The sequence below is a fragment of the Tranquillimonas alkanivorans genome, assembly GCF_900115595.1.
GTDB classification, from domain to species: Bacteria; Pseudomonadota; Alphaproteobacteria; order Rhodobacterales; family Rhodobacteraceae; genus Tranquillimonas; species Tranquillimonas alkanivorans.
Genome location: NZ_FOXA01000002.1, coordinates 37,118 through 50,045, shown reverse-complemented (window position 1 = coordinate 50,045; position 12,928 = coordinate 37,118). Strand labels below are relative to the sequence as shown.

13 protein-coding genes are annotated in these 12,928 nt (G+C 70.9%); 4 read left to right on the top strand and 9 right to left on the bottom strand.

Annotation, left to right across the window (positions count from 1 at the left end; translation table 11 throughout):
- Complete coding sequence (locus BM162_RS03750) at nt 1–279, bottom strand: DUF3572 domain-containing protein (RefSeq protein WP_093417962.1); 279 nt, start codon at nt 277–279, stop codon at nt 1–3.
- Between the two features lie 95 nt (nt 280–374).
- Between BM162_RS03750 and BM162_RS03745 the strand changes: the two genes are divergently transcribed.
- Nucleotides 375–1,760: a diguanylate cyclase gene (locus tag BM162_RS03745; protein ID WP_093417959.1), complete on the top strand. Its 1,386-nt coding sequence runs from the start codon at nt 375–377 to the stop codon at nt 1,758–1,760.
- On the opposite strand, the gene BM162_RS03740 is transcribed toward BM162_RS03745, so the two are convergent.
- The 4 genes from BM162_RS03740 to BM162_RS03725 form a co-directional block, all read right to left on the bottom strand.
- Nucleotides 1,744–2,214, bottom strand: coding sequence for a periplasmic heavy metal sensor (locus tag BM162_RS03740; RefSeq protein ID WP_093417956.1), 471 nt, complete (start codon nt 2,212–2,214; stop codon nt 1,744–1,746). The two genes, BM162_RS03745 and BM162_RS03740, sit on opposite strands and share 17 nt — an antisense overlap.
- A gap of 3 nt (nt 2,215–2,217) precedes the next feature.
- Entirely contained in the window at nt 2,218–2,574 is a 357-nt protein-coding gene (locus BM162_RS03735; RefSeq protein ID WP_093417953.1) for a hypothetical protein, read from the bottom strand.
- Nucleotides 2,561–3,151, bottom strand: coding sequence for an RNA polymerase sigma factor (locus tag BM162_RS03730; protein WP_093417950.1), 591 nt, complete (start codon nt 3,149–3,151; stop codon nt 2,561–2,563). The genes BM162_RS03735 and BM162_RS03730 overlap by 14 nt, the downstream gene beginning before the upstream one ends.
- Before the next feature lie 93 nt (nt 3,152–3,244).
- Nucleotides 3,245–3,871: an EF-hand domain-containing protein gene (locus BM162_RS03725; protein WP_093417947.1), complete on the bottom strand. Its 627-nt coding sequence runs from the start codon at nt 3,869–3,871 to the stop codon at nt 3,245–3,247.
- Between the two features lie 271 nt (nt 3,872–4,142).
- On the opposite strand from BM162_RS03725, the gene BM162_RS03720 reads away from it, so the two are divergent.
- Genes BM162_RS03720 through BM162_RS03710 form a run of 3 tightly spaced genes read left to right on the top strand, consistent with a single transcriptional unit; the run spans nt 4,143 to nt 6,748 of the window.
- Nucleotides 4,143–4,538, top strand: a complete 396-nt coding sequence (locus BM162_RS03720; protein ID WP_093417944.1) for a DUF983 domain-containing protein — start codon at nt 4,143–4,145, stop codon at nt 4,536–4,538.
- Nucleotides 4,539–4,549: 11 nt separating this feature from the next.
- Complete coding sequence (locus tag BM162_RS03715) at nt 4,550–5,233, top strand: NUDIX hydrolase (RefSeq protein WP_245759161.1); 684 nt, start codon at nt 4,550–4,552, stop codon at nt 5,231–5,233.
- A 60-nt stretch (nt 5,234–5,293) separates the two neighbouring features.
- Nucleotides 5,294–6,748: a cobyric acid synthase gene (locus BM162_RS03710; RefSeq protein ID WP_093418641.1), complete on the top strand. Its 1,455-nt coding sequence runs from the start codon at nt 5,294–5,296 to the stop codon at nt 6,746–6,748.
- Here BM162_RS03710 and BM162_RS03705 read toward each other — a convergent pair whose 3' ends face one another.
- The 4 genes from BM162_RS03705 to topA form a co-directional block, all read right to left on the bottom strand.
- Entirely contained in the window at nt 6,749–7,867 is a 1,119-nt protein-coding gene (locus tag BM162_RS03705; protein ID WP_093417938.1) for a hypothetical protein, read from the bottom strand.
- A gap of 100 nt (nt 7,868–7,967) precedes the next feature.
- On the bottom strand, nt 7,968–9,341 hold the full coding sequence (locus BM162_RS03700) for a TolC family outer membrane protein (RefSeq protein ID WP_093417935.1): 1,374 nt from the start codon (nt 9,339–9,341) through the stop codon (nt 7,968–7,970).
- A 53-nt stretch (nt 9,342–9,394) separates the two neighbouring features.
- Nucleotides 9,395–10,048, bottom strand: a complete 654-nt coding sequence (locus BM162_RS03695; RefSeq protein WP_093417933.1) for a protein-L-isoaspartate O-methyltransferase family protein — start codon at nt 10,046–10,048, stop codon at nt 9,395–9,397.
- Between the two features lie 180 nt (nt 10,049–10,228).
- Nucleotides 10,229–12,760, bottom strand: a complete 2,532-nt coding sequence (topA, locus tag BM162_RS03690) for a type I DNA topoisomerase (protein ID WP_093417930.1) — start codon at nt 12,758–12,760, stop codon at nt 10,229–10,231.
- Between the last annotated feature and the right edge of the window lie 168 nt (nt 12,761–12,928).

The window sequence follows — 12,928 nt, the reverse complement described above, 5'->3', positions numbered from 1 at the left end:
TCAGGTCCAGTGGACCTGCGCGCCGCCCGGCAGGGCCTGCCGGGCGCGCATCGGCGCCTCGTAGTCTAGCCCCGCCTGGTCGCAGAACGTCGTCACCCAGGCGTCGTCCATGCACAAGAAGTCCAGCACCGCGCCCAGTACCTCGGGACTGTCGGCGGCGCCGCGCAGGTCGTCCACCGACATGCCGCTCGACCCCAGGAACACCGACAGCAGGTCCCCGGTCGAGGCCAGCCAAGCCAGCGCCTGAGCCGCTATGGTTTCGGCCTGTTCCTGCTTCATCGGCTCGTCTCCTCACTGCGGGAAAGCATTTGTTAACCCATTCCGTCGAGATCTGAACACCATTAGGAAAATCTGCATCAAAAAGCGCAGGACTCATGGCGAGTAGCATCCTCATCGCGGACGGAACGGCGAACCGCCGGATCCTGCTGAACGCGCGCCTGCAGGCCGCACGCTATGTCGTCGAACAAGCGGTGACGGTGGCAGAGGCGCTGAAGGCCATTCACGAACACCCCCCAGCGCTGGTCATCGCGCATGCCGATCTGCCGGGCGGCGGCGCCCTCGCTCTGTGCCAGAAGCTTCGGCAGGACGAGGACGCCGCGACGATCCCCGTGCTGGTCCTGACCCCGCGTGGCGCGGCCAAGGCGCGCAGCGCGGCACTTGCTGCGGGGGCGGACGACGTGATCGACCGGCTCGAACCCGAGGCATACTTCGCCGCGCGCGTGCGGGCGCTGCTGCGCTCGCGGCGCGACGCTGCGCGCTACGAATCGCATGGGGCCGTGGCCGCGCAGCTGGGCTTCGCCGAACCGGTGGCGGCATTTGCCGCCCCTGGCCGCGTCGTGCTTGTGCCCGAGGACGAGGCGCAGGCCGCCGCCTGGACCGCCGCGCTTGAGCGCGAACGCGGGCTGCGTTCCGTCGTCGCCACACCCGACGCGCTGCTGGCGGGCGACGGCCCGGCCCGCGCACCCGACGTCGTGGTGATCGCCGCCGCCCTTGCCGCGCCCGAGGACGGCCCCGCGCTGCTTGCCGAGCTCCGGACCGAGCCCGCGCTGGCCGAGGCCGAGATCCTGCTGGTCCACGGCGAGACCGAATCGGGCAGCGCCGCCCGCCTGTCCGACGTCGGCGCGACCGAGCTTCTGGAAAAGGCCTTCGTCGCGACCGAGCTTGCCTTGCGCGTCCGGGCCCGGCTTCAAAACAAGCGCACCCGCGAAAGGCGGCGGCGCGGGACCGAGACGGGGCTGCGCATGGCCGTCACCGATCCGCTGACCGGCCTGAGCAACCGCTGGCACGCCGACCGGCAGCTCGACCGCGTGGCGCGGCAGGCCACCGAGGACGGACGCGGCTACGCCGTGCTGATGATCGACCTCGACCACTTCAAGCGGGTGAACGACACCCACGGCCACGCGGCCGGCGACGTGGTCCTGCGGGCGGTTGCGGGGCGCCTGCGCGGCAACCTGCGCGGGGCGGATGTCGTGGCCCGGATGGGCGGCGAGGAGTTCCTCGTCCTGCTGGCGGGTGCCGAGGCGGGCGCGGCACATGGCGCGGCGGAACGGCTGCTCGACCTTCTGCGCCGTGAGCCGGTCGCGCTGCCGTGCGGGGCGCGGGTGCGCGTCACCGCCTCGATCGGGTTGGCCTGCGGCACCGGTGCCCTTCCCCCGCGCACGGTGCTGGAGGAGGCCGACCGCGCGCTTTACGCCGCCAAGGCCACCGGACGCGACCGGGTGGTCGCCGCGCCCGAGACGCCCTCTAGCGCCTCCGCCTGAGCGAGCGGTCCAGCCGGTCGGCGAAGGCCGCGCGCTCCTCGGGCGACATGGCGGCCAAGTGCTCGACCAGCAGCTCCTCGCCCAGCGCCTGCCGCTCGAACAGCGCGGCGCGCTGCTCTTCCAGCACCGCGCGCGTGGCCGCCTGGTCGAACGGGTGGGCCCGCAGGGTGTTAAGAAGCCGCTCGAAGCGGTGGCGCAGCGCCTCGCGGTTCTCGCGGAAGGGGCCGGCGCGTTCGGCGGCGCGGCGCATCAGCCGCTCGCGATTCTCGGGCTCCAGCGCCATGACGAAGGGCGTACCGATGTCGCGCAGGCCCGGCGGAGGGCCGCCGCGCCGATGGTCGCGCCCGTCGAACAGGGCGTCGCCCACCACCACTCCCGCAACGAGCAGGTTCACCGCCAGGGACACCGCCAGCGCCACCTTCGTCCAGCGCCCTTCGCGCGCACCGCCGTTCATCCCTCAGCCTTCCTCGTCCAGCGCGGGGTAGCCCGCCATCAGGTCCGTGATCTCGTACGCCTCGCCCTGCGTCGCGGCCGGCAAGAACGCCACCGCACCGGGCATCGCCGCACCGATCCACACGCCGCAGGCTGCCGCCGCCGTCAGCCCGGCCAGGGACGGCCAGCCGCCCACGGCACCGGCCAGCCGCGCGGCCAGCGACCACCGCTTGTGGCGCGGCGTGCCCGCCCGTGCGTCGGCCACCGCCTCGGAATCCGCAACGATCCGCGCCAGCAGCGCGGCAGAGGGCTCCGGCACGTCGGCCCGGGCGGCGGCGAAATGCGCCGCGAGCATGCGGTCGTCGTCGTCAGCAGTCGGCATATCCCAGCTCCTCGCGCCGGCCGCGCAACGCGGCCGCCAGCGCCCTTTTGCCCCGGGCGGTCAGACTTTCGACCGCCTCGACGCTGATGTCCATGATCCCGGCAATCTCGGGATTCGTCAGTCCTTCCAGGTGCCTGAGCACCACCGCCTCGCGCTGCCGGTCCGGCAGCGCCGCCAGCGCCGCGTCGAGCGCCGCCGCCCGCTGCGCCTGCTCGAGCTCCGCCGCCGCGTCGGGTCGGTCGTCCTCGGGCTCGCCCGCAACATCCAAGTCGACAGCGCGGCCGCTCTTGCGCAGGCGGTCGGTGCACAGGTTCGACACCACGCGGAAAAGCCACGTCGTCACCTTCGCCTCGCCCTGCCGCCACTCGCCCGCGACACGCCAGAGACGCAGCATCGCCTCCTGCGTCACGTCCTCGGCCTCGGCCCGGTCGCCGCCCAGCATGCGCGCGGCGAAGCTCAGAATCCGCGGCGCCAGCCGCAGGGTCAGCACGTGCGCGGCCGCCCGGTCGCCGTTGGCGAAGGCGACCAGTAGCGCCTCGTCGGGCACGTCGTCATGGACGTCGAACGGCATCAGCATCACGCATCGGGGCTAGCGCCTGAAGACGCGCCCCGCAATCGCCCGGGGCGCGCACCACCGGGCGGAGCGCGCCTGCGCCCCGCCCTGTCGCTCTCACTCGCTCTGCGGGCCGAACGGTACCATCGGCATGCCGCCGAAGCCTTGGTGCCGCCCGTGATGCTCGCCATGCTCGTGACGCGCGCCATGCTCACCATGCTCACCGTGGCGCCCGTCACGCGCGCCGTGCTCATGGCGCTCCCCGCGTGCCGAACCGCGCGCATGGTGCGCCGCGATCCGCTCGTGCGCCGCCGCGAACTCGTCGGCCGACACGGCGCCGTCCCAGTCCGCGTCCATCATGCGCAGCATCCGCACCGGCCCCTCGCCTGCGCCCGGCAGCTCCTCGGGCGACAGCACGCCGTCGCCATCGGTGTCGAGCCGGGCGACACGCTGCTCGGCCCACGCGATCCGGCGCTCCTGCTCACGCGCCTCGCGCCAGGCGACTAGCTCGGCGGCGTCCAGCGTGCCGTTGCCGTCCGCGTCGGCGGCGGCGAAGCGCTCGGCTGCGCGCGCCTCGAGATCGGCGGCCGTGACGGTCCCGTCGCCGTCGGTGTCGAGGCGGGTGAAGGCGGCGGGCGGACCGGCCGGAGCCTCGGGCGTTGTCGCCTCCTCCTGCGCGAGCGCGGTGCCCACGGCGGTCAGGGCCAGCGTGCTGCACAGCGCAGCGGTCAGAACATGTTTCATCGTCTCGCTTCCTTGTTGCCTGCGGCGCGGGGCCTGCTTCCCCGCGCCCTGTCCTGTCAAACGGGCGGGCCGTGCGCTTCCGTCGCCGCACCGGCGAAAAAATCGGCCGGATCGGGAACCCTGCCCGGCGTGACGGCTTCTTCTGCCGGCAGCGCCGCACGGTCCGGGGCGCGCCACGCGACATCCCGACGCAAGGACAGTGCGTCCTCTTTTGCAGAAGCAGCGGGCGGTTAAATTGCAGCGGTATCGCTAGAACAGGCGGGGGACGAACATGTACGATTCCGGGCAGGACCTGCCGACGGAACAGGACACGGCCGAGCGCGAACTGCGCCCGGCGCTTTGGCGCGGCTGGCGGCGGCGGTGTCCGAGTTGCGGCGCGGGCCCGGTGCTGAAGGGTTATCTGCGCGTGCGCGAAAGGTGCCCGGTCTGCGACCAGGAGCTTCACCATCAACGCGCGGACGACGGCCCGGCCTATCTGACGATCCTGATCGTCGGCCACGTGCTCGCCCCCGTCATGCTGTGGAGCTTCACGGCCTTCCGTCCCGATCCTCTGGTGCTGGCGGCGGTGTTCTCGGTCGGCGCGGTGGCGATGTCGCTTTACCTGCTGCCGCGGCTCAAGGGGGCGATGATCGCCTTCCAGTGGGCGCGGCGAATGCACGGCTTCTGAGGGCGCCGCGCGTGGCCGAGGCCCCCGTGCGCGACGCGGCGACAGTTATCGTGGTGCGCGACGCGGCCACCGCGCCCGCCGTCCTGATGGGACAGCGCGGGTCGCGCGCGGTGTTCATGCCCAGCAAGTTCGTCTTTCCCGGCGGCGCGGTCGATGCCTGCGACGCCGCGGTGCCGATGACACGGCCCTTGAACGGCCTGTGCGCGGCGCGCCTGCGCGACCGGTCCGGCGCGCTGGCGCCCGCGACGCTCGCCGCCTGCGCCATCCGCGAGTTGTGGGAGGAGACCGGCCAGGTGCTCGGCCGCCCGCGCCGCTGGGTGGGCACGCCCCCGCCGGGCTGGGAGGAGTTCGCCGCCACCGGGCACATGCCCTCGCCCTCGGCCCTGCGCTTCGTCTTCCGCGCGATCACGCCGCCGGGCCGCCCGCGCCGCTTCGACGCGCGCTTCTTCGTGGCCGATGCGGCGGAGCTTTGCACCGACCCCGACGACTTCTCGCGCGCCACGGACGAGCTGTCACACCTGCACTGGGTGCCGCTGGCCGAGGCGAAGGCGCTCGACCTGCCCTTCATCACGTCCGTGGTGCTGGCCGAGGTCGCGGCCCGCCTGCCCGACCTAGCGCCGCCCGACACGGTGCCGTTCTTCCGCAACGACGACGAGGAAAGCCTTTTTCTGCGCTTGGGCGGCAACGCGCTCTGACGTCTTCCCCGCGCCCCGCCGGACCGCTATGGCAGGACGGCGATGACAGAGGGAAGCGGCATGACCAGGGCCATCATGATCCAGGGCGCGGGGTCCAACGTCGGCAAGTCGATGCTGGTGGCCGGCCTGGCGCGGGCCTGCCTGCGGCGCGGCCTGTCCGTCGCGCCGTTCAAGCCGCAGAACATGTCGAACAACGCCGCCGTCACCGCCGACGGGGGCGAGATTGGGCGCGCGCAGGCGCTTCAGGCCCGCGCGGCGGGCCGCGACCCGGTGGTCGACATGAACCCCGTCCTGCTCAAGCCGGAAACCGACACCGGCGCGCAGGTCGTCGTGCAGGGCCGCCGGGTCGCGACGCTGAAGGCGCGTGAATACGGCGCGCGCAAGGCCGAATGGTTGCCGGCCGCCCTGCAGAGCTTCCGCCGCCTCGCCTCGACCGCCGACCTCGTGCTGATCGAGGGCGCGGGCTCTCCGGCCGAGGTCAACCTGCGCGCGGGCGACATCGCCAACATGGGATTTGCCGAGGCCGCAGGGCTACCGGTGGTGCTGGTGGGCGACATCGACCGCGGCGGCGTCATCGCGCAATGCGTGGGCACGCATGCGGTCCTGCCGGACGCGGACCGGGTGCGGATAAAGGCCTTCGCGATCAACAAGTTCCGGGGCGACGTGCGCCTGTTCGACGACGGGCTGGCCGAGATCGCGCGCCTGACGGGCTGGGACGCGCTTGGCGTGGTGCCGTGGTTCGACCGGGCGTGGCAGCTTCCTGCCGAGGATGCGCTCGACATCTCCTCCGGTCCCCGCGGCGGCGCACTGAAGATCGCGGTGCCGACGCTGAGCCGCATCGCCAACTTCGACGACCTCGACCCGCTGTCGAACGAGCCGGGGGTCGAGGTGCGCCTGGTCCGCGCCGGCGCGCCGCTGCCGGGCGACGCCGACCTTGTGCTGATCCCGGGCACCAAGGCCACCATTGCCGACCTCGCCTTCTTCCGCGCGCAGGGGTGGGACATCGACCTTCGGGCCCACGTCCGGCGGGGCGGCCGGGTGCTGGGCATCTGCGGCGGCTACCAGATGCTGGGCCGCGCCATCGCCGACCCCGAGGGCATCGAGGGGCCGCCGGCCAGGGTCGAGGGGCTAGGCCTGCTGGACGTCGAGACGGTGATGCGCCCGATGAAGCGCCTCGCCCTGTCGAACGCGGTGGACCGCGCGAGCGGCGAAGCGGTGGCGGGCTACGAGATCCACATCGGCAGGACCGAGGGGCCGGACTGCGCCCGCGCGTGGCTGGACCTCGACGGTCGGCCCGAGGGCGCGGCATCGCCCGACGTGCGCGTGAGCGGCTGCTACCTGCACGGCCTGTTCACCGCCGACGGCTTCCGCCGGGCCTTTTTGTCGGGGATGGGCGCTCCGGTCTCGGACGTGTCCTATGCCGCGACGGTCGAAGCGGCGCTCGATGCGCTGGCCGAGCATCTCGAGACGCACATGGACATCGACAGGCTGCTGACGCTCGCCGAGCCGGTCTGACTATTCGAACTCGCGGATCGAGGCGGCGCGCATTATCTCGCGGCGGACCAGCTTGCGCACGTTGCGGGTGATCCGCTCTCCCAGCGCGCCTTGCAGCTCCTCGCGCACGATCTCGGCAACCATGTCGCGAAGCACGTCCTCGTCGATGCCGGCAGGCCCGGCCGCCAGCGCAGGGGTAGCGGCCCTGGGCTCGGCGGCCTTCTCCGCGCGCTCGTCCTCCTGTGACATCGACAGGTGCAGGCGGCGCAGAAGCTCGTCCTCGCCCGAGGCCGTGGCGGGCTCGGCCTGCCCACGCGCATCGGGCGCGAACAGGTCGTCGCCTTCGTCCTGCGCCCGCGCGTCGCCCTCCGGCTCTTGCACAGAAGGTTCATCCCGCTCCGGCTTGGCCACCGCGTCGCGCACCGCCGTTTCGGCGGCATCGTCGCGCGCGTCGCCGACCGTGTGGCGAAGCACCGCACGCAAGGTTTCGTCGGCGTCCTGATCGACCTCGTCCGCCGCGGCGCTGTCTTCCACCGCTCCGTGCGCCGCGTCCTCGGGCCGCAGGCGAAGCGGCGGCGTCGGGACGTCCCCACGCTCGCGGCGCTCGGGCGCATCCGTTTGGTCTTCCGCCATCTCGGGCCGCTCGGGCGCTGTGTCCCGCTCGACCTCCTGCGGCGCGGCGGCGGGACGCGAACGGTGGGGCACCGAGTCAGGACGGTGTTGCGTCGTGTCCTCGCTGCCGTCGGGCTCGAAATCAAAGGATGACGAGGTGACGGCCGCCTCCAGCTCCGCGATCCGCTCTTCGAGGGTCATGTAGCGCGACGACGACGACGCGCTCGGGCGCGTGGGGCGAGTGGCGCTGCGCCGAAAGACGAAGGCGTCGCTTTCGGTGTAGGGGCTTCGTCCCTCCGGCGCAGTGGTCTTCGGCGGCGCGGCGGGGGCGGACGGTGCCTCCTCCGCCGCGGCTTTCGCCTCCTGCGCGGGATCGGCGATGCGCAGGTCCGAGGTCAAGACCAGCCGGCCCTGCGCGGGGGCGCGCTTCGGCTCGGCGTCCTTCTGCTCCGTACCGTCGGATGTGACCAGACGCCGGACCGACGCCAACACGTCCTCCATCTCCGACCGCGACACCGGATCGCTCATGACGCCTGCCCCTCGCTGCTCGTTCGTGGAAAGCCTAGCCAACCGCGCGGCATCGCACAACAGGTATGGCTCGCCCTTCGCGCGACCACCAGGTATGGCCTCAGTTGCGGCCGATCGCGCGCAGCACGTTCTCCAGCCGCTCGCCCTGCGGGCTGACGGTGTGCAGCGGCGCGTTGTCCACCGCCTGGTAATAGGCAGCCGGATCGTAGGTGGCGATCCCGAGGTCGAGGTGATCCACTGTCAGAAGCCCCATCGAGCGCAGCAGCGCATAGACGGCCAGGTATTCCTGGATGCGGGCCGAAATGCGGTTGGCGCGTGCGTCGAGCAGTTCCTGCTCGGCGTTGAGCACGTCCAGCGTGGTTCGCGCCCCCAGCGTCGCCTCTTCCTGGACGCCGCGGAACGCGACGGTCGCGGCGCGAACCTCTTCGTCGGTCGCCTCGAGGCTCGCCAGCGCGACGGCGAGGTTGGCCCAGGCCGTGCCCACGGCCAATTCGACGTCGTGGCGGGTGACGTGCAGGTTGGCGCGCTGCGCATCCCGCTGCGCCTGCGCCTGGCGGTAAAGCGCGGTCAGGCGCCCGCCGGTGTAAAGCGGCCCGCCAAACGAGATCCCGACCGAGGCGTCGTCCTCGAATCCCTCGCGCCACTGCACCTGAGCGTTTCCGGTGAGCGTCGGCTTCATCGCCGCCTCGGCCCGCTCGATGTTCAGGTCGGCGACCAGAACCTCGCGCATGGCGGCGCGTAGCGACGGCTGCTGCTTGACCGCAACGGCCAGCGCCGCCTGAAGAGAAGCCGGCACCTGCGGGGGTGTCGGCGGTTCGGCCAGGTTGTCGGGATAGCGGCCGACGGCGGACTGGTATTCCTCGCGCGCGACGGCAAGCTCGCCCTGCGCGGCGGCCAGGGCGCTTTGCGCGGCGGCCAGGCGCGCCTCGGCGATCGAGACATCGGTCCGCGTCACCTCGCCCACCTCGAACCGGTCACGGGCGGCGCGGAGTTCCTGCTCGATCAGGCGGACGTTGCTCTGGCGCAGGTTCACGAAGGCGGCGGTGCGGCGCACGTCGAGATAGGCCTGCACCGCACGGAACAGCACCTCCTGCTCGACCACAAGCAGCCGCTCGCGCGCGACGAGCACGGTTTCCTTGGCCGCGTCGATGGCCAGCTGGTTGGCGCCGAAATCGAACAGCGTCAGCTCGCCGGTAATCTGGCCGGTGGTGACGTCCTGATCGCCGGGGTTCTCGGGGCTGGCAACACGGTTGATCGCCCAGCTGAAGACCGGGCGCGTCCGCGCGACGGCGATGGCCACGTCCTCGTCCGCGGCGCGCAGCAGGGCGCGGTTCTGCTCGAGCAGCCCGCTGTGCCGGTAGGCGTGGATAAACGCGTCGGTCAGCGACTCGGCGCTTGCCGCCACGGGGGCCAGTGCCATGCCCAGGGTCAACGCCGCGCTTCTCAGAAGCTTTCGTCCGGCCTTGTACTGCATCTCGAAACTCCTACCCGCGCCGCCGGCGCCTGCTTATACGTCCGACACTTCCGTCAGAACTGGAACGCCGTCTCTTTCGCGAAGCCCGGCAGCACCGGTGCGCCCGCGTTGAATTCGAAGCGCCAGCTCAGGGCGCCGTCCACCTTGTAGCCGACCCGGCAGACGCCCAGCGCGCCTTCCATGAACAGCGCCACGATGCGCCCGCCGTCGGCCAGCTGGTCGGTCAGCGCCTGCGGCAGATCTTCTACCGCGCCCTCGATCACGATGACGTCGTAGGGGCCGTGCTTCGGTGCGCCCTCGGTCAAGGGCGCCTCGACCACGGCAACGTTGTCCGCGCCGTATTCGGCCAGCGCCGACTCGGCCTCGCGCGACATCTCTGGGTCTTCCTCGACGGCGACCACGGCCTCGGCAAGCTGCGACAGGACAGCGGCGGAATAGCCGTAGGCGGCGCCGATGTTCAGCGCCAGCTCGTCGGGCTGCACCGCGACCGCGTCCAGCATCTTGGCCAGCGTGCGCGGCTCGAGAATCGCGCGGCCGGGCCCGATGTCGAGGTTTTCGCCGATATAGGCGGCCTCGCGCATGCTATCGGGCACGAAATCTTCGCGCGGGACCGAAAGCATGGCCTCGATGATCGGGAATTTCGTCACGTCGGCCGGGCGAACCTGGGTGTCCACCATCATCGTGCGGCGCCGCGCGTAGTCTGTCATGAACTGAGCTCTTCCGATCCGAATGTTGATTTCGGTGTGCCACAACCGGTCTGACACGGCAACAGGGGCGAAATGCTTGCAGGGCCGGGTGATGCAGCCGCGCGGCAGCCCCGCCCGGTCCGGCAGACGAAAAGGCCGCCCCCAAGGGCGGCCATTCGGTGACGCGGGCTAACGCGTGGACTACGCCTTCTTCTTGTTCTTCTTGCGCGTCGTCTTCTTTTTGCCGCCCTTGGCCGCCTTCTCGGCGATCAGCTGCACGGCCATGTCCATGGTCACCTCCTGCGGATCGGTGTCCTTGGGCAGCGTGGCGTTGACCTTTTCCCACTTCACGTACGGACCGTAGCGCCCATCCATGACGTTCACCGCGCCCCCGCTCTCGGGATGTTCGCCCAGTTCCTTGAGCGGCGTCGCCGTCGCCCGGCCCCGCCCGCGCGAGGCTTTCTTGGCCAGCTCCTCGACCGCGCGGTTCATGCCGATGGTGAAGACGTCGTCCACTTCGGGCAGGTTGGCGTAGGTCTTGTTATGCTTCACGTAAGGCCCGTAGCGCCCGATGCCGGCCTCGACCGTCTCGCCATCCTCGGGGTGCGGCCCGATCTCGCGCGGCAGGCTCAGGAGCATGACCGCCTTCTCGAGGTCGATATCCTCGACCGCCCAGCCCTTGGGAAGCGAGGCGCGGGGCGGCTTGGGCTGCTCCTCGGTCGCGTCGCCGCGCTGAACGTAGGGGCCGAAGCGGCCCTTGCGCAGCGTGATCACGTCGCCCTGGTCCTCGCCCAGCACCTTGCCGTCGGGGCCGATGGCGTCGCCGTCCTCCATGCCCGGCGGGCCGAAGGGACGGGTGAAGCGGCACTCAGGATAGTTCGAGCAGCCGATGAACGCCCCGCCCGACCGCGCCGTGCGCATCGACAGCCGGCCCTTGCCGCAGTTCGGGCAAAGGCGCGGGTCGCTGCCGTCCTCGGTCGGCGGGAATAGGTGCGGCTCGAGCACCTCGTTGATCTTCTCCAGCACATCGGTGATGCGCAGCTCGCTCGTTTCGGCGATGGCGGCCGAGAAGTCGCGCCAGAAGCGGCGCAGCACTTCCTTCCACTCGCGCTCGCCCGCCGAGATGTCGTCGAGCTCTTCCTCGAGATCGGCGGTAAAGTCGTACTCGACGTAACGGCGGAAATAATTGGACAGGAAGGCGATCACCAGCCGCCCCTTGTCCTCGGGGATCAGGCGGTTGCTTTCCTTGCGAACGTAGCCGCGGTCCTGGATGGTCGAGACGATCGAGGCATAGGTCGAGGGCCGGCCGATCCCCAGCTCTTCCATCCGCTTGACCAGCGTCGCCTCGGTATAGCGCGGCGGCGGCTGGGTGAAGTGCTGCTCGGGCGTCACGCCCTTCTTCTCGGTCGTGTCGCCCTCGGACATCTGCGGCAGACGCTTGTCGTCGTCGTCCACCACGCTGTCGTCGCGCCCTTCCTCGTAGACGCGGATGAAGCCGTCGAAGAGCACGACCTGGCCGGTCGCGCGCAGCTGCACCTGCCCGTCCTTCGAGCCCACGTCGACCGTGGTGCGCTCAAGCCGGGCGGCCTCCATCTGGCTGGCGATGGTGCGCTTCCAGATCAGGTCGTAGAGCTTGCGCTGGTCGGCGTCGGTGATCCTGAGCGCGCCGGCATCCTTGGTCATGTCGGTGGGCCGGATGCACTCGTGCGCCTCCTGCGCGTTCTTGGCCTTGTTCTTGTACATGCGCGGGCTCTTGGGAAGGTAGTTCTCCCCGTAGCGGTCCTTGATTGCGTCGCGCGCCGCCATCACGGCCTCGGGCGCCATGTCGATGCCGTCGGTCCGCATGTAGGTGATATGCCCTGCCTCATAGAGCCGCTGTGCCGCGCTCATGGTCTGGCGCGCGCCGAAGCCGAACTTGCGGCTGGCCTCCTGCTGGAGCGTCGAGGTCATGAAGGGGGCGGAGGGATTGCGCGTGCCCGGCTTCGCCTCGACCTTCAGGACCGTCAGGTCGCGGCTCTGGATCGCCTGCACCGCAATTTCGGCCGAGGTGCTGTCCTTGAGCGAAAACTTGTCGAGCTTCTCGCCGCCCAGCACGGTCAGCCGCGCCTCGTATTCCTGCCCGCGCGGCGTGGTGAGCAGCGCCTTGACCGTCCAGTATTCCTGCGGCCGGAAAGCCTCGATCTCCATCTCGCGCTCGACGATGAGGCGCAGACAGACCGACTGCACCCGGCCCGCCGACTTCGCCCCCGGCAGCTTGCGCCAAAGGACCGGCGACAGGTTGAAGCCCACGAGGTAGTCGAGCGCGCGGCGGGCCAGGTAGGCCTCGACCAGTGGGGCGTCGACCTGACGGGGGTTCTTCATCGCCTCGGTCACCGCGTTCTTGGTGATCGCGTTGAACACGACGCGGCTGACCTCGGTGTCTTTCTTGATGGCCCGGCGCTTGCGCAACGCCTCTTCCAGGTGCCACGAGATCGCCTCCCCCTCGCGGTCGGGGTCGGTGGCGAGGATCAGCTTTTGGTCGTCCTTGAGCGCGTCGGCGATGGCCTTGACGTGCTTCTTGCTGTCGCTGCCGATCTCCCAGGTCATGTCGAAATCATGCTCGGGATCGACCGAGCCGTCCTTGGGCGGCAGGTCGCGGACGTGTCCGTAGGAGGCCAGAACCGTGTAGTCCGAGCCGAGATACTTGTTGATCGTCTTGGCCTTGGCAGGGGATTCGACAACGACAACCGGCATGAAATTCCTTTCGACTCTGGGCCCGGCACGGGCGGCGCAAGATGTGGGGGTTCCCCACGGGATGTCAATCGGGGCGCTTGACGCAGCGCACGGAGGGGGCGCTGCCCCCGCTCGCCTGCCGGCGAGCCCCCGGAATATTTCTGGACCAGAGAGTCCGGGCGCCCGGCC